This is a genomic window from Paenibacillus sp. FSL H3-0469 (genome assembly GCF_038051945.1).
GTDB lineage: Bacteria > Bacillota > Bacilli > Paenibacillales > Paenibacillaceae > Paenibacillus_AQ.
Genome location: NZ_CP150302.1, coordinates 1465618 through 1485712, shown reverse-complemented (window position 1 = coordinate 1485712; position 20095 = coordinate 1465618). Strand labels below are relative to the sequence as shown.

Annotated in this window: 14 protein-coding genes; all 14 read left to right on the top strand. The window is 48.8% G+C overall.

Going from position 1 to position 20095, the window contains the following annotated elements; translation table 11 throughout:
• The first annotated feature begins 100 nt into the window (after nucleotides 1–100).
• Nucleotides 101–7336, top strand: coding sequence for an HYR domain-containing protein (locus tag NSS83_RS06530; RefSeq protein WP_341347916.1), 7236 nt, complete (start codon nucleotides 101–103; stop codon nucleotides 7334–7336).
• A 110-nt stretch (nucleotides 7337–7446) separates the two neighbouring features.
• A complete protein-coding gene (locus tag NSS83_RS06525) occupies nucleotides 7447–7713 on the top strand; it encodes a hypothetical protein (RefSeq protein WP_341188212.1) in 267 nt (88 codons plus the stop codon).
• Between the two features lie 25 nt (nucleotides 7714–7738).
• Nucleotides 7739–8536 carry a DUF1906 domain-containing protein gene (locus NSS83_RS06520; RefSeq protein WP_341188211.1) on the top strand — a complete coding sequence of 266 codons (798 nt, stop codon included), beginning with the start codon at nucleotides 7739–7741 and terminating at the stop codon, nucleotides 8534–8536.
• 158 nt (nucleotides 8537–8694) lie between these two features.
• Nucleotides 8695–10890 carry a hypothetical protein gene (locus NSS83_RS06515; protein WP_341347915.1) on the top strand — a complete coding sequence of 732 codons (2196 nt, stop codon included), beginning with the start codon at nucleotides 8695–8697 and terminating at the stop codon, nucleotides 10888–10890.
• The gene (locus NSS83_RS06510) at nucleotides 10890–12797 is read left to right on the top strand and encodes a hypothetical protein (RefSeq protein WP_341347914.1); all 1908 of its coding nucleotides are present in this window, start codon (nucleotides 10890–10892) and stop codon (nucleotides 12795–12797) included. The genes NSS83_RS06515 and NSS83_RS06510 overlap by 1 nt, the downstream gene beginning before the upstream one ends.
• Before the next feature lie 11 nt (nucleotides 12798–12808).
• Nucleotides 12809–13786 carry a hypothetical protein gene (locus NSS83_RS06505; RefSeq protein ID WP_341188207.1) on the top strand — a complete coding sequence of 326 codons (978 nt, stop codon included), beginning with the start codon at nucleotides 12809–12811 and terminating at the stop codon, nucleotides 13784–13786.
• A gap of 21 nt (nucleotides 13787–13807) precedes the next feature.
• Nucleotides 13808–14275, top strand: coding sequence for a hypothetical protein (locus NSS83_RS06500; protein WP_341188206.1), 468 nt, complete (start codon nucleotides 13808–13810; stop codon nucleotides 14273–14275).
• Between the two features lie 386 nt (nucleotides 14276–14661).
• Complete coding sequence (locus tag NSS83_RS06495; RefSeq protein ID WP_341347913.1) at nucleotides 14662–15696, top strand: transposase; 1035 nt, start codon at nucleotides 14662–14664, stop codon at nucleotides 15694–15696.
• Nucleotides 15697–16168: 472 nt separating this feature from the next.
• Nucleotides 16169–16414, top strand: a complete 246-nt coding sequence (locus NSS83_RS06490) for a hypothetical protein (RefSeq protein ID WP_341347912.1) — start codon at nucleotides 16169–16171, stop codon at nucleotides 16412–16414.
• On the top strand, nucleotides 16401–17327 hold the full coding sequence (locus NSS83_RS06485) for an HNH endonuclease (RefSeq protein WP_341347911.1): 927 nt from the start codon (nucleotides 16401–16403) through the stop codon (nucleotides 17325–17327). Before NSS83_RS06490 ends, NSS83_RS06485 begins: the two co-directional genes overlap by 14 nt.
• Before the next feature lie 15 nt (nucleotides 17328–17342).
• Nucleotides 17343–17810 (top strand): DUF2004 domain-containing protein, encoded by a 468-nt coding sequence (locus NSS83_RS06480; protein ID WP_341188205.1) that lies wholly within the window; start codon nucleotides 17343–17345, stop codon nucleotides 17808–17810.
• Nucleotides 17811–17983: 173 nt separating this feature from the next.
• Entirely contained in the window at nucleotides 17984–18883 is a 900-nt protein-coding gene (locus tag NSS83_RS06475) for a hypothetical protein (protein WP_341347910.1), read from the top strand.
• Nucleotides 18880–19194, top strand: a complete 315-nt coding sequence (locus NSS83_RS06470; RefSeq protein ID WP_341185268.1) for an HNH endonuclease — start codon at nucleotides 18880–18882, stop codon at nucleotides 19192–19194. Before NSS83_RS06475 ends, NSS83_RS06470 begins: the two co-directional genes overlap by 4 nt.
• Before the next feature lie 69 nt (nucleotides 19195–19263).
• Nucleotides 19264–19953 carry an SMI1/KNR4 family protein gene (locus NSS83_RS06465; protein WP_341185269.1) on the top strand — a complete coding sequence of 230 codons (690 nt, stop codon included), beginning with the start codon at nucleotides 19264–19266 and terminating at the stop codon, nucleotides 19951–19953.
• Nucleotides 19954–20095: the final 142 nt, after the last annotated feature.

The following is a 20095-nucleotide window of genomic DNA, read 5'->3' as shown; positions in this document are numbered from 1 at the left end:
TGATTAGTAAAGGAGGTCCAGGCTTCACCATGATCACTGTGCTCATTACTAAAAAGTTAGGGGATGTATGATGAAACATTCAAAAAGGAAATGCAAGCATGTGCAGCAAGGACGGTTGGGCATAATCAGCAGATGGCTGTGTCTCTCGCTTCTAATTCTGATGCTGGCGCCAGGCGCTGTGTTCGGGTCAGGAATAATAGCCCGCAACATTGTTCAGGGGCCTGAAGCGGACACTGCCTCTGCAGCAGTGTATGAGGCAGAGCCGCCAGTACCGGAGCCGCAGCTTCAACGGGGGGCAACAGTTAAGGATTCGGTCTATCGCTCCGTGTATCAATCGGTGTATGAGCTAGATCCTACCTTGGGAGTCATCCTAAATCATGGAGCCTATCAGATGAGTCTGATGGCGCTCAGTAATGTCGAGGGGGCGATGAGCCCGGTATCGCCGCTGCTGCAGCAGATCCGGTTGTCGCAGGCCTCGGGTGTGGTTCCAGGGGGGCGCGGCTTCATGCTTCCACAGGTGGTAGCGGTCAAGGATCTGGCGGGTAATCCGCTGCCGGGTATTCCCGTCACCTTCACCGTCTCGGAGGACAGTACAATCACTGCGGTCATGCGCGGGCTTAACAGTACTGGAATTACAGTGGTGTCGGATGCAAACGGATATGCATCTGCGGCTAACAACTATACAGGTTATATCGGTGAAGGCTATCAGGTCTATTCGAAGGGAACCGGGGTCATTAAGACCATGGAGGTAAAAGCTACCGTTCCCGGTCTTCAGCCGGTTACCTTCAAGGTAGAGGTCGGTGCCGTAGGCTCTAACCTGATCGACACAACCCCGCCTTCCATTAAGGCCACGGCGGTGACGGATAACGGTGCGCCTTACATTGCCGGGACCTGGACCAGTCAATCCGTGACTGTACATTATACGGCAGAGGATACGTTGTCAGCGATCAAATCACTGACCCCGGATCAGAAATTCACCGCTGAAGGAGCAGGTCAGACGGCAACGGGCAAGGCTGTTGACAGTGCGGCTACCAGTGATGAGGATAAGAACCATTATTCCATCGCAACCTTCGGTCCCATCCATATTGATAAAAGCGCTCCGGTTACAGAAGCAGCTGTAACAGGCGCTGAATCCGGCAGCTGGAGCCGGGGGAAGGTTGCGCTGCATTTTACCGCTGAAGATCCATATTCTGGTGTGGACGCTGTGTATTATAAGCTGGGTGAGAATGCAGCAGTGAGAACATCCGGCTCCAGCGCGGCGCTGGAGCTGGAACAGGAAGGAGCGACTACCGTCAGCTACTGGGCTGCGGACAGAACCGGGAATGCAGAAGCTCCCCGGACGGTAGTAGTGCAAATTGACAAGAGCGGTCCGCTGATCGCCAGTATTCTCAGTCCTGAAGCGAATGAGAAGGGCTGGAACAGCTCAGATGTTACGGTCTCTCTTACCGCTTCAGATGCCCATTCCGGAGTGAAGGAGATCCATTATAGACTTGGAGCGGATGGCGAAGAACAGAGTGTGGCAGGCAGCACGGCTGCTTTTGACGTCCCGGTGGAGGGAATTATCCCTCTTGAGTTCTGGGCCGTTGACCATGCAGGCAATGTGACCGCTGTACAGAAGACCGAAGTGAAGATTGATAAGACGGTCCCGGTTATTACTGTTCCGGCGAATATTACGATGGAAGCGAAGGCGGTTCGTACCCCTGCCGATATTGGACAAGCCTCCGTTCAGGATATCTCGGTCCCGGATGTTCTCCTGACAAATGATGCCCCTGCGGACTATCCGATCGGGACAACTACCGTAAAATGGACAGCGGTGGACCCGGTAGGACTGACCTCCTCACAGGTGCAGAGAATTACTGTAAAAGATACGACAAAGCCGGTACTAACCGTGCAGGGAGATATGGTTGTGGAAGCTACAGCGGTTAAAACGCCGCTTGTGGTCACTGGAGCGTCTGCTACGGATATTTTCCCGGTTATTGTGGTGAATGACGCGCCGAAGGAATTCCCCATTGGTCCGACTACCGTCACCTGGACGGCGACCGATGCCAACAGCAATGTGACTACAGCAACCCAGAAGGTCACTGTAGTAGACAGAACTAAGCCGTTACTGACGGTTCCAGCCGATATTACCAAAGAAGCTGTAGGCCGAAGAACTGTGGCAGATCCGGGGAAGGCCGCCGCCACAGATATTTTCAAGGTAAATATTACGAATAATGCGCCTGAGGATTATCCGGTGGGCGTAACCAAGGTAAGCTGGACGGCTAAGGATGAGAATGGAAATATCTCTACAGCAGATCAGCTGATCCGCATTACCGATACCACCAAGCCTGTACTGACCATACCGAAGGATATTACCGTAGAAGCTACGGCTAGACGGACGAAGGTGAATATTGGGCAAGCCGAAGCCAGCGATCTGTTCGATGTGCTGTTAACCAAGAATGCCCCTGCGGATTATCCGGTGGGTGTAACCATGGTTACCTGGACCGCCACAGATGAGCATGGCAACGTCACCGAGAAAGTGCAGAAGATTACAGTTACAGATACAACGGCTCCACAGTTAACTGTGCCTGGAGACATCTCCACCGAGGCAACCGGCATTAAGACTCCAGTGGAGCTGGGGGAAGCGTCTGCCAAGGATATTTTCAGTGTTACTGTAACCAATAACGCCCCGGAACGCTTCATCTTCGGGACAACAGCCGTTACCTGGACGGCTACAGATGAGAATGGCAATACCACCAAGACAACGCAGACCGTGAAGATCGTAGATACGACGAAGCCGCTGGTTACACTGCCAGGCGGTATAACGGCAGAAGCCACTGGAGCACAAACGAAGGTAGACATCGGCCAGCCGGTGGTTACAGAAATTTTTGCTGTGACAGTCAAGAATGATGCTCCGGCGGAATTCCCGCTCGGAACTACCAAAGTAACATGGACGATTACGGACGAGCATGGCAATGCAACTAAAGGTACGCAAGAGGTCAAGATCGTAGATACGACCAAACCGGTCATTACAGCACCGGAGGATCTAACGGTAGAGGCTACGGAGGTCAGATCCAAGGTCGCTCTGGGTGAGCCGGTGGTCTTCGATCTGTTCGAGACTGAGATCATTAACGATGCTCCGGTTGATTTCCCGGTTGGTACCACACTGGTTACCTGGATGGCCAGTGATCCAAGCGGCAATGTGGCAATCGCGAAGCAGAAGGTGAAGGTTGAAGATACTACTGCGCCTAAGCTGTCTATCCCGGCAGACGTCAAGGCAGAGGCTACAGCTATCAGAACTCCGGTTGTGATTGGTGAGGCCACGGCTACGGATATTTTTCCGGTTACTGTAACGAGCAATGCTCCCGAGAATTATGCCGTGGGCGTTACCGAGGTCATCTGGACAGCGAAGGATGCCAACGGTCTGGTAACTACCGGCAAACAAAAGGTTACTGTAGTGGATACCACCTTGCCGATCCTGACGGTTCCGCAGGATATCAGTGTGGAGGCTACCGCAGTAAATACTCCGGTGCAAATCGGCAAGGCTACGGCTACGGATCTGTTCCCGGTCACGGTGGTCAGCAATGCTCCGGCCAGCTACCCGCTCGGCAAGACCATTGTTACCTGGAAGGCGACAGATGCGAACGGCAACTTCAGCACCGGCACGCAGACGATTACGGTAAAAGACACAACGGCCCCGGTAATCGCTGACATTCCGGACTACATTGCAGAAGCTACCGGGCAGACGATGCAGATTAAGTTGCCGGTGCCTGCGGTCACCGATATCTTCGGAATTGCTGCGGTGAGCAGCAACGCTCCGGCTTCCTATCCCCTGGGCGTGACTGAAGTCACCTGGACAGCGAAGGATGTGAACGGCAACGTATCCACACGTAAGCAAAAGGTTACTATCTTGGATACCACGAAGCCTGTGCTTACTGTACCGGAAGATATTACTGTAGAAGCGGCGGCGGTAGAGACTCCGGTGGAGATCGGCGAGGCCACGGCTACGGATATTTTCAAGGTGACGGTGAAGAATAATGCCCCGGAAGCGTATCCGCTGGGCGTAACAGAAGTTTTGTGGACGGCAACGGATGCGAACGGGAATGTGACTACAAAGGTACAGAAGATTAAGGTCGTGGACACGACGAAGCCTGTGCTTGCAGTACCGGAAGATATAGCTGTAGAAGCGGCTGCGGTTGAGACTCCGGTGGAGATCGGCGTGGCAACAGCCACGGATATTTTCAAGGTGACGGTGAAGAATAATGCCCCTGAAGCGTATCCGCTGGGCGTAACAGAAGTAGTGTGGACGGCAACGGATGCGAACGGGAATGTGACTACGAAGGTACAGAAGATTAAGGTCGTAGACACGACGAAGCCTGTGCTTGCTGCACCGGAAGATATTACTGTAGAAGCGGCGGCGGTAGAGACTCCGGTGGAGATCGGCGAGGCCACGGCTACGGATATTTTCAAGGTGACGGTGAAGAACAATGCCCTTGAAGCGTATCCGCTGGGCGTAACAGAAGTAGTATGGACAGCAACGGATGCGAACGGCAATGTGACTACGAAGGTACAGAAGATTAAGGTAGTGGACACCACGAAGCCGGCACTCACGGTGCCAGAAGATCAGACCGTGGAAGCAACAGCTGTAGAGACTCCGGTGGAGATTGGTCAAGCGTCAGCTGCGGATATCTTTAAGGTGACGGTGAAGAACAATGCCCCTGAAGCATATCCGCTGGGCGTAACAGAAGTAGTGTGGACGGCAACCGATGCGAACGGCAACATGACTACGAAGGTACAGAAGATTAAGGTAGTGGACACGACGAAGCCGACGCTGACTGTGCCAGAGGATCTGTCCGTAGAAGCAACGGCAGTGAAGACTCCGGTGGAGACCGGTCAAGCAACGGCTACGGATATTTTCAAGGTGACGGTGACATCGGATGCTCCGGCTGCTTATCCGCTGGGAACAACGACAGTTACCTGGAAGGCCAAAGATATCAATGGTAACGAGGTAACCGGGGTACAGCGGATTACCGTAGTGGATACAACACAGCCCGTGCTGAAATTCGAAGGACCACTGCAGCTGACCAAGGAAGCAACGGCTCTGGCAACCCCGGTAGAACTGGAAGTGCCAGCGGTGCAGGATTTCTTCCCGGTCACTCTAACAACAGATGCTCCAGGAGAGCATGGCGCGATCACTTCAGAAGAGATCTTAACCGCGAATTTCCCTATCGGTACTACGATTGTAAAATGGACTGCTACAGATAGCAGCGGAAATTCCGCAGTGGGCATCGTGAAGGTCACTATTGTAGATACTGTAAAGCCTGCTCTTAAGCTTCCGGCTGACATTACTCTAGAAGCAGCAGCCCTAAAGACGCCGGTGGAGATCGGCGTGGCAACAGGGACTGACATTTTCAAGGTAACAGTAACCAGTAATGCGCCTGAGAGCTATGCACTAGGAACCACTGAGGTTACCTGGACCGCTACGGATGCGAACGGCAATGTCAGCACAGGCGTTCAGAAGATTACGGTGGTGGACACCACGAAGCCGGTGTTGAAGCTACCGGCTGACAAGACGCTAGAAGCAACGGCGCTGAAAACTCCGGTGGAGATCGGCGTGGCAACGGGAACTGACATTTTCAAGGTAACAGTAACAAGTAATGCCCCTGAGAGCTATGCGCTAGGAACCACTGAGGTTACCTGGACCGCTACGGATGCGAACGGCAATGTTAGCACAGGTGTGCAGAAGATCACGGTGGTGGATACCACGAAGCCTGTGTTAAAGCTTCCGGCTGACAAGACGGTGGAGGCATCGGCGCTGAAAACTCCGGTGGAGATCGGCGTGGCAACGGGAACTGACATTTTCAAGGTAACAGTAACAAGTAATGCCCCTGAGAGCTATGCGCTAGGAACCACTGAGGTTACCTGGACCGCTACGGATGCGAACGGCAATGTTAGCACAGGTGTGCAGAAGATCACGGTGGTGGATACCACGAAGCCTGTGTTAAAGCTTCCGGCTGACAAGACGGTAGAAGCAACGGCGCTGAAAACTCCGGCGGAGATTGGCGTGGCAACAGGGACGGACATTTTCAAGGTAACAGTAACCAGTAATGCCCCTGAGAGCTATGCGCTAGGAACGACTGAGGTCACTTGGACCGCTACGGATGCGAACGGCAATGTCAGCACAGGCGTGCAGAAGATCACGGTGGTGGATACCACGAAGCCTGTGTTGAAGCTTCCGGCTGACAAGACGGTGGAGGCAACGGCGCTGAAAACTCCAGTGGAGATCGGCGTGGCAACAGGAACTGACATTTTCAAGGTAACAGTAACCAGTAATGCTCCTGAGAGCTATGGGTTGGGAGTGACCGAAGTGGTCTGGACCGCTACGGATGCGAACGGCAATATCAGCACGGGTGTGCAGAAGATCACGGTGGTGGATACCACGAAGCCTGTGTTGAAGCTACCGGCTGACAAGACGGTCGAGGCAACGGCGCTGAAAACTCCAGTGGAGATCGGCGTGGCAACAGGAACTGACATTTTCAAGGTAACAGTAACCAGTAATGCTCCTGAGAGCTATGGGTTGGGAGTGACCGAAGTGGTCTGGACTGCTACGGATGCGAACGGCAATGTCAGCACGGGTGTGCAGAAGATCACGGTGGTGGATACCACGAAGCCTGTGTTGAAAGCTCCAGCAGATGTTGCTGTTCCGGCAACTGGAACAAAAACGCTTGTGACCCTGGGCCAAGCTACAGCGAGCGACATCTTCGGAGTTGTGCTGAAGAATGATGCTCCGGCTGACGGCTTCCCGTTAGGGAAAACAGTGGTTACCTGGACGGCTACGGATGTGAACGGTAATGTATCGACGGCGGTGCAGAATGTAACTGTCACTCAGACGTTCAAGGTTCAATCGTTTAATGCGAGCCGAAGCAGCGTGACGAATACGATTTTCCCGAGAATATCCTTTGAGAATACCAGCAAGTCGACCTTGCAGCTCTCCAGCATCAAGCTTAGATATTACTACACTATCGATGGTGAGAAATTCCAGAGCTTCTATACGGATTATGCCAGAGTAGCAGGTTCGAATACCAGGGTGATTCAATCGTATGTCACAGGAAGCTTCCAGAAGACAACAGGCAAAACCGGCAGTGATTATTACCTGGAAATCGGCTTCACCAGTGGTGCCGGAAGTCTTAAGCCTGGAGAAAGTGTAGAAATTCAATGCAGATTCTGGAAATCGGATTTCTCTAATTACTATCAGACTAATGATTATTCCTTCAATGGACTCGCAACGGGCTTCACAGATACCAGCAAAATTACGGCCTACTCCTACGGCAATCTGATTGCAGGCATGGAACCGTAAGCGGCTAAGTACAGCATTGCACAGCTTCCAGGCTGCTGCCGGATCAGTGGTTGCAGCTTGGAGCTATTCATTAACGGGAGATCAACCAGCTCCATTAGCGGGGGTACGATATGCCAGACGACATGAATGAAATCCTTCAACGGTTGACTCGGGTGGAAACCAAGCTCGACATCATGAACAGTGCAAGGGATATTGCGCTTGAGGCTATGCAGAGCAGCAAGTCAGCGCATTTGCGGGTGGATGAGATGCGGGATGAGCTGTCCAGATTGAAGCTCAGGCAAGGTGAGAATCAGCGCTGGCTGGTGGGAACGATCATTAGCAGCGTGGGGATGTGTATTGCCGCAGCGGGACTTTTGATGAAAATATTAATCGGGTAGCAGACAGGAAGAAGGAGATGGGGGAATGGCCAAAGGCTTTGATTGCGCAGCACCGCTAACACGCACACTGGCAAAGAAATTCAAGGAGGATGGTTACGAATTCGTATGCCGTTACCTTGTGCCCTCCGGCTGGAAAAGGTTAACCCAGGCGGAGGCGGTTGCTATCAGCGCTGCCGGGCTGCAAATTGTCTCTGTGTATGAAACGACCGCCAGCCGTGCGCTGGGAGGCCGTGCAGCCGGCCTGACAGACGGGGCGATTGCCGCACAGACAGCCCTTGCGGTTGGACAACCTGCCGGGAGCCGGATCTACTTTGCCGTTGATTTCGACGCTTCTGCGAAGCAGCTGGACACGGTGATCCAGTATATTACGGCAGCGGGAGAAGCCGCCCGGAATTACCAGTCGGGTGTCTACGGGAGCGTTACGGTTATTGAAGCTGCAATGGCCGCTAAGGCCTGCACCGGTTTTTGGCAGACGTATGCCTGGAGTAAAGGCCGGAAAGCGGAGGGGATCCACCTGTATCAATATGACAACGGTCCCAAGGGATTAGGTCAACCGGTTCACGGAGTGAATGTAGACCTCAACCAGTCCAGCGGAGAAGCCGGCTGGTGGAGCACGCAGTCTGCCGCGGTTCCTGTACCAGGCAATGCAAACGGAGAGGGGAAAGACTATATGATGAAGAAAGAGGATACGGGCAAGATCATTGCTTTTCTTCAAGCGGCTTATATGGCAGCAGGTAGTGCAGAGTCTGGAAAAGAATTTCACCGTCTGGCGAATGAGCTGCGCAAAGCCTCGGGCCAAGCGGCAGACCCGAATAATCGTTAATCAGGAGGAAGGGTTACAGGCTGCCTAAGGGCGGCCTTTTTGACATGTGATTATAAGTAAAAATTAGAATAAATGGATTTATTTATAACTCCGGCTGTAAAAAGCGCTATGGATTTTACTTTATCTATAGGATCGATTTTTTACAGAGGGGGAATCCATTGCAGACCCAAGCAACCGTAAGTAAGGAGAAAGATAAAGCATTCGGCGGCCATAAACCATTCAGCAATCCGCAGGTATTCATTCGTCCGGCAGCCGCGAAACAACCAGACCCGGTAGAGATTATCCGGCGTGTCCGCCAGAATCCGGCTTCCTTAAGCCGTGAAGACAAGCTGGCGCTCCAGCGCACACTCGGCAACCGGGCCGTGGTTCAGTTGTTATCGAGTCTGAAGGAGGACGGGAAGAAGAAAGAGCAGGCAGACAATGGAACACAGGCGGATGGACCAAGTAAGAGCTTGGCCGCAGAAGCTCAAGTGGAAGAGCATACGGATTCACCGGAACCGGTGCAAGCAGAAGCAGAGCAAGCCAGCGCTCCGGCTGAAGCCAAGATGCAGAGTAAGCAGGAGCCGTTGGGGCAGGCAGGAGGCGCTACTGCGTCTGTCACACAAACTAAGCCTGCTAGTGGCGGCAGTTCTTCAGGTCCCGTAGCCGTCAAAAAGACTCCAGCGCCTGCCCGGGCAAAGGGGAGGGCTGAGGCCGCTGCAGAGGGGCAAGCTGAAGCGGCAGAACGAGAGGACGTCGCTCGGTCTGCAGAAGAAGCCGGCGAAGAGCCGTCTGCGGAACCGTTGAAACCCGGGAAGGCGGAGGAGTCCGCAGCAGCTCAGGGAGAGGATGCGCCGGAGCCAGCCAAGAAGTCCGCCGCCTCCAAAGGAGCAGATGAACCGAAGAAAGCGTCCAAGGAGCCATCGCTTGGAGCAGCACTCGGTGCGTTAGCGGGAGAGGGGAAGGAGAAGCCGGCGAAGGGCAAGACGGTGAAGATCAGCGGTGAAGATCCGGGGCAGATTCTGGATCAGCTGACACAGGTTCAGCCTACAGAGCTGGGGGATGCCTATGCCCAGGCGGTGAATGTATCCTCCGGTGCTTTCGCGAAGCAGGCGCAGAAGACCAAACAAGGGCTGCCTGCTGTTCCTGTACCGACCGGCTTGAAAGGGAGGGTCCTGCAGGCCCGGAAGAAACCGGCAGCGCTGAAGCACACTGTGAAGGAAGGCTTCAATAGCGAGCGTACCGGCGGGGCTGTTCCTGCAGGCAAGCTGGATAAAATGAACATTAGTTCATCCGGTTCCGGGGGCAATCCGGAGGCGATGTTAAGCGAGATCCGCTCCGCAGCCGCCCAGCCGCCGGGAATCAGCATGACCGGGGAGGCAGATCCCTCCCAGCTGGAGGGTTTTCATCAGGAGGCCTCCCAGCAGGTGAGCGCAGCCAAGCAGGCGGAGATGGGGCAGATCAAGCAGCCGTTCGGGGAGAATGAGATCTATCCCGAGCCGGATGGCACCGTGGTGAAGGCTGCTGCAGGGCTGAAAGGCGGGCAGGCACCCGGGGCCAAAAAATTGCCTGCGCTGGCACTGTCTGCAGATATGACTGCCGGACTGAACCGTAGTCTGGCTCCAGAGATGAAGAAGCAGCTTGGTACCAAGCAGGCGGAATATAAGAAGGAACAAGCCAAATTCGACAGTAAAGTGCTGAGCTCCAAAGCCGACAGCCAGGCGCAAATCCGGCAGGCCGAGACCGAGGCGAAGAACAAGCAGATTAGCCAGCAGACTGGAGCCAAAGCAGAAGTCACCCAATTGCAGGGCGAGTGGAAAAAGGAGCTGGATGCTGCCGAGACGGACTATACCAAACAGGCCGGGTCAGCCGCCCAGCAGAAGAAGCAGGAGATCAACAGCGTCCGCACAGACAAAGAGCGGGAAGCTCAGAAGAAGCAGTCTGAAGCGGAGCGGGAAGCGACGCAGGCCTACAGTAAAGCTAAGAAGGAAGCAGACGGCAAGCATGAACAGGAGAAGGCCAAGGAAGAGAAGAAGGGCGGCTTCCTCGGCTGGGTGAAGGGTAAGCTGGAAGCTGTCGTCGAACTCGTTAAGAAAGCAGTTAACTTCATTTTTGAGGGTCTCCGCAAAGCGGTTAAATTTATTTTTGACAAAGCGAAGCAGGCTGTACTGGGCATCATTGAACTGGGCCGCAAGCTGATCACAACCCTGATCAAGGGACTGGGTGTGCTGCTAAAAAGCTGGTTTCCGTTGTATTTGCTAAGTTCCCCGGCATTGCGGCCAAGATATGCAGCAAGATTGACGGAGTTGTCAATAAGGCCATTAAAGCGGTCAACCAGCTGGCCCAGAAGCTCAAGACCAAGGTTACTCAGGTGATGGACTTCCTGGCTGCTAAGGTGGATCAGGCGCTGGCAGCAGTACAGAACTTCTATTCCAAGCTGATCTCCACCCTAGGCAGTCTGCTGATTGCCACGTTCCTGGATGTGATGTCCCGGATTGGAGCGCTCGGCCAGGCGGCAAAACGTTCATTCAGCCATCTGGAAGGCAAGATGTGGGAGTATCTGCTCGGAGTAGATATCTCCAAGCCAATGGGGGCTGGAGCAGCTGAAGGGGGAGCTGTAGAGCAGGCTGAGGGAGCTGGCGCTGGTGCGGCAGCGGGCGAGAAGCTGAGCGCTGAAGATATCGAGATGGAATCGGTGGAGCAGGGTGAAATGGACCCGGCGCTGATACAGGAAGCCAATCTCAAGGACGGGGAAACGAAGGAGATGTCCGGCAGCCGCGACCCGGCTACAATGGACAGCATTATGGCGGAATTCGACACCGGAACAGCCAACCAGAGCCTTGGCGGCAAAATAGCTGATGGTGTCAAGCTACGTGCGAATAATGCGAAAATGTTGTTTGACCAAATTAAATCATTTGTAATAAAATGGATGAAGGCCCATGGATTACAGCTGCTTGCGGGCATAGCGGGAGCATTAGTGGCTGTTGGCGCAGCTTTTGTCGTCACGGGCGGGGCTATTACGGTGCTGATTCCCCCGATCATTAATATTATCACAGTTGTGATGCAGGCTCAGGCAATTGTGTCTATTGCGCAGACCTTAGCGCAAGCTGCCGGTTATATCGGTACCTACCTGAGCCAGGGCTGGCAGAAGATGATCGAACCTGCCGCGATTGCGCTCGCTACTGCACTGGCGATGGGACTGGTTGAGCTGGCGATGGCGGGTGGCTTCAAAGCTGTCGGAGCCGACCTCAAGAAAGCCGGACAAGCTGTCAAGAAGGGCGTCGGAGCGGCAGCCAGCGGGGTGAAGAACGTTGTAGGCGCAGGAGCCAAAGGCATCAAGAGCCTGCTGAAATCCGGAGCCAAGCTTGCATCCAAGAGCGGCAGCATGATTTTACGTAATGGTAAAATCGTGATTAAGAGCCTGCAAAAGGGGCTCATGAAGGGGGCCAAAAATCTCCGGGGCCTGCTGGACCGGATTCTGCAGAAGTTCAAGTTCAAGAAGTTTAAGCTGGTGCGCAAGGGCAAGCATATTCGTCTGTATGGCGAGGTTAATCCTTGGGTATTGCTGATCGACGGGACTATGCAGGAGATCGATGACCAGCACTTCAATAAAGAATTTAAGAAATTAAAGAAAGATGGAATGAAGCCGGTTGAACTTACTAAGTCACAACGCAGAGAACTTAGTAAGCTAAAAGGTGCAGAACTGGAAACGATAGTAAGAAAAGCGAATGGAAATAAAGCAGAACTTAAAAGACTAACAAACGAAAGAAATATAACAGCACACAAATTAGATACTAAAGGGGAGATAAGCGAGAAGTTTACTCTAAAACTAACAAAAGAGTATGAAAGAAAAATCGGTAAAAATAAAGTGTTTAATCATGATATGGGAGATTTTGGAGAAGAGGTAGTTGAGCTTGTGGCTAAAGAGAACAACTTAGGGAAAGACATTTCATCTATGTTTCAAAAGGGTAGGAATGGCATTGATAGAACATTTCTTTCGCAAGGTTCGCCACCTAAGCTAACGATTATAGAATCGAAAGCTTCGAGTATAGGAAGTTTTTCATACTCTGATGCTCAAAAAATGGGTGGGGAAGCATATTTCCAACAAATGATAAATAGTAATGATCCGAGATATGCAGGCTTCATTAAAGCTTACAAAAAACTAAATTTTGAGAATCCTGGACTTGAGTTTGATTACATTAGAGTAGAGACAGCCGTAAAGAAAACCGGAACAGGATTTGGGATAGATTACTTGAAAATAAAAGTTTGGAGCGAACTATAGAGGAGGATAAAATGCTTAACCAAAAAAAACTAGAGATCGCACTTAAAAAGTATACTAAGAACTTTCAAAAAAGCAGCTTTTATGAGGATAGCAAAGAACAATACGAAGATATCAAAAGTATATTATCTGAAATAATAGATTTAAATGACACAAAAAGAGACCATATCTTATTAATAAGTATTGGAACCATTTTTACGTATTACAATTCAGTGTGGAAGGAGGATGTATTTTCTTTAGAGAACAAGCAAATTGAAGGATTAAAAATGATGCAAATCTCCTTGTTTTATCAATGTATAGCTCAAGACTTATATAAAATTCGTTACCCGCGAATGATGGTTATCTATACATTTAAGGAGGTAGTCGCTGCCTTAATTCATTTCACGATGTATGGGTGGGAGAAAGAAGAGACAATTTTGTTTGATTTTATTGTTAAACATCTTGGTGAGAATTCTATGTCTGCAAATGATTGGAACAAGCATACATGGTTCTTGCTGGAACTCTACCTACAATACAGAAAAAAAACCATTTTTGAAATTGATCAACATGTAAATATTAGCGTTAAGGAAAAAATGAAAGAATCTGAAATGAAGTATGCTTTAATTCCAGAAAATCTAGACATCTATTCGGGAGTTTTGGAATCTTGGTCAACTCCTATAGAAGAAGAAATAACCGCTTTGATAGGACAAATGATCAATTATCATTCCGAGCTGGCCTCTGAACTGGGGAAATCTATTGAATTTGGTGACTACCGGTATGGATTCTATCCATATGAAATCTTGTTTCTGCTCCATGTTAGGAAGAAGAAGGGGTTACCGGTTCCACAACATTTTGAAGAGCTGTTGATGAATACACCTGAGGCGCAAATGGTGTTTCAGGAGCCAGAGCCATACCCGGAGCAAGATCCTCTACTGGTGCAAATTGATAGATTTTATCGTAAAAATTATCCGGATTATTTCTTGAATCAATATGGGGAAGAGCTTTTCCAATAATGCATAACGGAGGATAAGCAGATGTTGGATAAAGGAATACTGGAAGTCCTATTTCCGGGCCAGGAGGATGCAGTAGCGATTCTGGAAGGGGAGGATCGTACAAGCCATTATGAAAGAGTCTTAAAATATGGCTTGTCGAGCGGAGCCTTTCTTTTTCTGGATTATAAAGGAGAGGAAGACAATGAAATTGTAAATTACATTTTGGATTATGAGTTTGAGCGTGGAATTGAGCTTGCAACACAAGATGAACTGGAAGCGCTCGGTGAAATGGAGTATGAATACTTGCCTGATAAGATCCGGGAAACGAACAGCCTATTAAAAAATAGCAACTACGCTCTATTTGCCTTACCATCCCTGGGAGATTATTATGTATTGTTCATCTTCCGATTAGAGAATAAAGCGGTATTAACCAGTGCAGAACTGCTAGATGATGAGTTGGTTCCTCCAAGAGAAAGATATATCCAATACTACACGGGGACGGAGGTATAGCTGATACTCCGCTTCCAAGAATATTAGGATAACATAATGGGGAAAGGTTAATCTAAAGGATTTAGTATCCGGTGATTAACCTTTTTTCCTCCCCTAGTTGTACTCCCCCGACTAAAACTCACTAAAATCATATGTACTGGTCAGTCAAAAGTTCTTGTCGAAAATAGATGCATAGAAAAATAACCCAATTGAGCGAATTATGGTATCCTTTAGTTCTCACACGAAAGGAATAATCGCCAAATGGGTTACAAGTAGTAGTTTACCCCATTCGTGAGCGATTCACCATACCGATGCTAAAATACCTGAATGACCTTTTACTTCCCTTCCGTTCTTGCTTCTCTAGGCAAGCCACCTTTGAGTAGTTTGTCGTTATTACCATCGGCTTCATGCTGCGCTCGGATCATCTCGGGGTAACTTCCATTATTCGCGATCTCTCTTTGAATCATCGCTGTTACGAAACGCTGATTCACTTCTTCCGTTCCTCGGCTTGGTCGACGGAATCCTTACGGCAGGCCTGGCTTCAGATCGTTCGCCGGTCTGCACCTCTTCTGGTAGTCCATGGCTATGTTGTTCTCATTGGCGACGGGATGAAGCAGGCTAAGGAAGGTCGACGAATGCCCGGAATCAAGAAGCTCTATCAGGAATCTGAAAATGTGTCCAAGGGTGCCTATATCTTTGGGCATTTGTTCGGAGCCATTGGCCTTCTGGTCGGCGACTCCCGAAAGTGGTTTTGCCTGCCTTTGTTCATGAATCTACAAGACGGTGTTAAGACTGTTCTGGGCTGGAAGACATCCGCGAGTGAAGGGGAGACGCCTTCCCATGTTGTTCAAATGATTGAACAAGGATTCGAGGCTGCGAAAGGTTTCGGTCAGGCACTGCTGCTCTTGGATCGGTACTTCTTGTCCGTTCCGGCCTTGGAGCGCTTACAGGCGTGCCACCTGGCTTCCGAAGCCCGTATGCACCTGGTGACCCAAGCGAAATCCAATGCGGTCGCCTACGAACGTCCCTCCGCGAAGAAGCCAGGACGTGGTCGACCGCCGAAAAAAGGCCAAACGGTCAAACTCAAGGAGTTGTTCACGACTCGCGCGGCTGATTTTCAAACCGCAACCGTTCGGCTGTACGGAGAGGAAAAGACAGTTCAATTTCTCTGTCTGGACCTGCTTTGGGGCCAAGGTTTATATCTGGAATTGCGCTTTGTGCTGGTGGTTTATGAGGGCCGGTATTCGATTTTGGTGAGTACCGATCTGACTTTACCTGCCACGGACATCATTATGTTGTACGGTTACCGCTTCAAGATCGAAAGTATGTTTCGGGAAATGAAGCAGGTTACTCACGCCTTCGGCTACCATTTTTGGAGTAAGTCCATGCCGAAACTGAACCGGTTTTTGAAAAAGAGGAAGCCCATCCTCTCGAAGCCGTAACGAACGAACCCGATCGACAATGCATCCAAAAAACGGTTGAAGCCATCGAGGGATTTGTGATGTGCCAATGCATTGCGATGGGACTGCTACAACTGGTGGCTTTACGCTTTTCGGACCGAACTCCAAAGCATCTTTTTCGCTATCTGCGTACACCTTCCCACGCCGTCCAGTCCGAGGCTACGGTCGCTGCTTATTTACGCAAGTCTATTTTTCGCATGTTTACTCAAAATCCGCATGTATCTATAACCCAAATAATTAAATCCAAGCAAGGAAACGCTGAAGTGGAGCGCGATTCGCTGGTTTCTTAGCTCTGTAGAACTTTTGACTGTCCAGATATGTAATAAAACAGATTAAATGAAAATATTTAAAACTTTCAGGGCAGTCATCGGGATCTTGGCAGGGATCGTGGTCGCAGACCATTATCCAGGCCTCCGTTTACATCGGCACCTACCTGAGCCAGGGCTGGCAGAAGATGATCGAACCTGCCGCGATTGCGCTCGCTACTGCACTGGCGATGGGACTGGTTGAGCTGGCGATGGCGGGCGGCTTCAAAGCTGTCGGAGCCGACCTCAAGAAAGCCGGACAAGCTGTCAAGAAGGGCGTCGGAGCGGCAGCCAGCGGGGTGAAGAACGTTGTAGGCGCAGGAGCCAAAGGCATCAAGAGCCTGTTGAAATCCGGAGCCAAGCTTGCATCCAAGAGGCAGCATGATTTTACGTAATGGTAAAATCGTGATTAAGAGCCTGCAAAAGGGGCTCATGAAGGGGGCTAAAAATCTCCGGGGCCTGCTAGACCGGATTCTGCAGAAGTTCAAGTTCAAGAAGTTTAAGCTGGTGCGCAAGGGCAAGCATATCCGTCTGTATGGCGAGGTTAATCCTTGGGTATTGCTGGCTGATGGAACGATTCAAGAAGTTGATAGTCTGGATGGAAGAAAAGCAGGGATTAATACTCAGGCAGAACTCGATAAGATAAAGAGCCTGAAACCATCTGAGAGAATTGATGTTTATAATAATGCGGTTACCAAACCTGACGGTAAGATTGATTTTGATAGTATTAAGTTGCCTGATACTAATGTTCCTACAGCATTCAAACAGACAGATTTTGCTAGTTCTTATCAAGATAGATTACATCAAACACCTGGTAAAAAGAATGTAAAGGTTAGTTTTGAGGCAACTAGAGGTGAATCATTGGCTACTCTCAAGCAACCCGCAGATCCAAAATTAAAACAAATACTAGATGATGCTGGAGTTAAGGGAATCAAATACAAGAACTCAGTTCCTGACTTCTCTCCTGTTGCTAAAGCTCAGGTGGAAGTCGATCATATGCTAGGGGGATTAGGGGATATGGGGAAAAAAGCTCGACGAATTAATTTTGCCCAAGCAGATTTGAAATTAGTTGATCAGCTTAATGCCTCCCCTGAATTGGCACGTCAGTTTGGAATGAAAGCGGGATCAATTAAAAGAGCAGATGTAGCAAAATATCGAAATAGAAACGGTTTAACTTGGCATGAGCTAAATGATGTAAAAACTCTACAGCTCGTTCCTACTGAGATCAATGATACATTTGGACACCTAGGTGGAGTAGGAGAAATAAATGCAGGAGCGTTTGAGTTTGGTGGATTTGCTCATAAATAAAGAGGAGGCTGTGAAATGATTATAAACGATGAGGTTTTTGGAGAACTAAACTATGAATTTGGTTGGACAAAGGATACCACTATTAATTTTTTTGGAAAGGAATATGAGATATCAATAATGATTGATGGTGAAGAAGATGAAGAAATTGATGAAGAGCAACATGAATCATATACTTCATTGCTGCAACATTGGGGAGAGTTGCAGCATAGTTTCATAGATGCAATTTTGAAATATTATATTCAGAAGAGACATGAGCTTGGTTATGATGTGGAAGTTAATGAAAGTTATCCGTTAATTACAACGACAGATCAATTATTAAACCATATATCATTGTCAGGAATAACTATTCCGTTTCCAGATATTAATGAAGGCAGAGATATAGGGATTACGTTTGACTGCACTTGGGATAACGAGAATGGTTTAGGTCTTCGTCTAGTTAATGAACAAGTTTTAAAAGTCGGTTATCAGGATGTGGCAATTTAACTACCCTTTTTTCTGTTTCATAAGAAATAAATAATAAGCTGAAGTAAATATCTCGTAATATGTAAAATGGTGCATTAATGGATAATCCATAATGCACTCTTTTTTCTATTAAATTCTTCTGCTTTATCTCGAAATTTGAAAATTCCTCGCCAGTCATTGTGATATTGGCCGGTTTGGTTGTCGCAGAGATTGTGACCGGTGGGGCTATAACCGCCGCATTTCCGATGATTATCAACATCATCACCGTATACCTGCAAGCAGATGCCAAAAAATCCGTAGCACAGACCATTGTCCAAGCCTCCGGCTATATTGGCACCTACCTGAGCCAGGGCTGGCAGAAGATGATCGAACCTGCCGCGATTGCGCTCGCTACTGCACTGGCGATGGGACAGGTTGAGCTGGCGATGGCGGGCGGCTTCAAAGCTGTCGGAGCCGACCTCAAGAAAGCCGGACAAGCTGTCAAGAAGGGCGTCGGAGCGGCAGCCAGCGGGGTGAAGAACGTTGTAGTCGCAGGAGGCAAAGGCATCAAGAGCCTGCTGAAATCCGGGGCCAAGCTTGCCTCCAAGAGCGGCAGCATGATCATACGTAATGGTAAAATCGTGATCAAGAGCCTGCAAAAGGGGCTCATGAAGGGGGCCAAAAATCTCCGGGGCCTGCTGGACCGGATTCTGCAGAAGTTCAAGTTCAAGAAGTTTAAGCTGGTGCGCAAGGGCAAGCATATTCGTCTGTATGGCGAGGTTAATCCTTGGGTGTTGCTGATTGACGGGACTATGCAGGACATCCCAAAGAAAGACTTCGAACAGGAGTTTAAGCGATTAAAGCAAGAGGGTAAGCTACCGGTTAAGCTTAATGCTGCAGAACATAGCAAACTAAATAAATTAGATAGCGATAAGCGAATCGAAATCTCAAAGAATGCTGACGGAGATAAAAGTAAGATTGATTTTGATAGTATTAAAGAACCGACTCCTGAAAAAAATCTAGAAATAAGCCGAAAGAAAGACTTCCTAGAACAGGTGGTAAATGGGAAGGAGAACCTGGGAACGGGAAATGGTATTCTGATCATTCAGAAGTGAAGCAAGTAATAGGAGACGAGCCTATAATATTCAAAGATGGTAAGCCTGATTTTTCAAGATGGTCAAATTATGAATTAGAATTTGAATTGGGACAATTAAATGGAACTGATGCTGATTTTAAACTTGTTTATAATAGGCTCGTAGAACTGGGATTAGCTAAAAATAAAACTCAAGCCAAGGCACTATTAAAGTCTCAAGGATTGACGCCTCACCATTTAAGTAATACAGAAATACAAATGATTCCGTCAAAACTTCATGGAAATATACCACATAAGGGTTCGGCATCTGAAATGAGAAACGCAATGGATTAAACCACATCAAAAAGATCTAAAGAGAAGAAAGTAATAGCAAATATAAACTTAAAGGAGCTCAGATAACGAATGAAAGAGATAAACAAAACCTTTAATCGTATGGAAGAACATTTAGATGCTATAGGATTACCAAGTAGAGATATAGTTGATCCCATGGTTCGTGTTTCTAATATTGAGAATAAATACAATATTTCATTTCCTGAATTGTATAGGCTTTTTGTACTTAAATACGGAAATTCTATATTCAATGAAAGTGTTACCTATAAATCAATAGAATTATCTCCTTGTGCAGATAAGAATGGCCTTAGTACTTTTGATTCTTTTTTTGGTTTTGATGGTGGCGTGGATGACCTGGAAAATAAAATTAATCAGTATTATGAAAGAATTCCCAGCTCCTTAATGCCTATTGCGGACGATGGGAACGGAAATCTTATATGTATCGGTGTAAAGGGTAATTACAATGAGAAAATTTATTTTTGGCATCACGAAGATGAATTGAGTGCAAATTTAATGCTTAATGAAAAAAAATATAGAAATATTGGTTTAGATGATTATTGGGATAATATATTTTTAATTTCAAATACTTTTACTGATTTTATTAGTAGTCTTGAAATTGAACAGCCAGAAGAACAAAAAGTTGAATTGAAAATTGTAAGAGAAAGAATGAATAGTGACTTTATTGCTAATATGTTAGCCGCTAGAGCAGAATTGGAGGCAAAAGAAAAAGAAAGAAAAGACAAGAAAAAGGGCAAGGGCTGAATATGGAAGCTGTAGGGAGACTCTTTACTAATTAAATCACCAAAATCAGTAAATCTCTTTTCAGACACCTGCGGCAATCGCGCTCTCAGCAGCATTGGAGTCAAGTTCATCAAGAGCTAATGGGAAGCGAATGAAAAAGATT

Bases quoted from the DNA above. Each gene is read 5' to 3' on its own strand.
- NSS83_RS06525 (WP_341188212.1), top strand. From the start codon at position 7,447: ATGCCAGACGACATGAATGAAATCCTTCAACGGTTGACTCGGGTGGAA.
- NSS83_RS06520 (WP_341188211.1), top strand. From the start codon at position 7,739: ATGGCCAAAGGCTTTGATTGCGCAGCACCGCTAACACGCACACTGGCA.
- NSS83_RS06510 (WP_341347914.1), top strand. From the start codon at position 10,890: ATGGACTTCCTGGCTGCTAAGGTGGATCAGGCGCTGGCAGCAGTACAG.
- NSS83_RS06505 (WP_341188207.1), top strand. From the start codon at position 12,809: ATGCTTAACCAAAAAAAACTAGAGATCGCACTTAAAAAGTATACTAAG.
- NSS83_RS06500 (WP_341188206.1), top strand. From the start codon at position 13,808: ATGTTGGATAAAGGAATACTGGAAGTCCTATTTCCGGGCCAGGAGGAT.
- NSS83_RS06495 (WP_341347913.1), top strand. From the start codon at position 14,662: ATGCTGCGCTCGGATCATCTCGGGGTAACTTCCATTATTCGCGATCTC.
- NSS83_RS06490 (WP_341347912.1), top strand. From the start codon at position 16,169: ATGATCGAACCTGCCGCGATTGCGCTCGCTACTGCACTGGCGATGGGA.
- NSS83_RS06485 (WP_341347911.1), top strand. From the start codon at position 16,401: ATGATTTTACGTAATGGTAAAATCGTGATTAAGAGCCTGCAAAAGGGG.
- NSS83_RS06480 (WP_341188205.1), top strand. From the start codon at position 17,343: ATGATTATAAACGATGAGGTTTTTGGAGAACTAAACTATGAATTTGGT.
- NSS83_RS06465 (WP_341185269.1), top strand. From the start codon at position 19,264: ATGAAAGAGATAAACAAAACCTTTAATCGTATGGAAGAACATTTAGAT.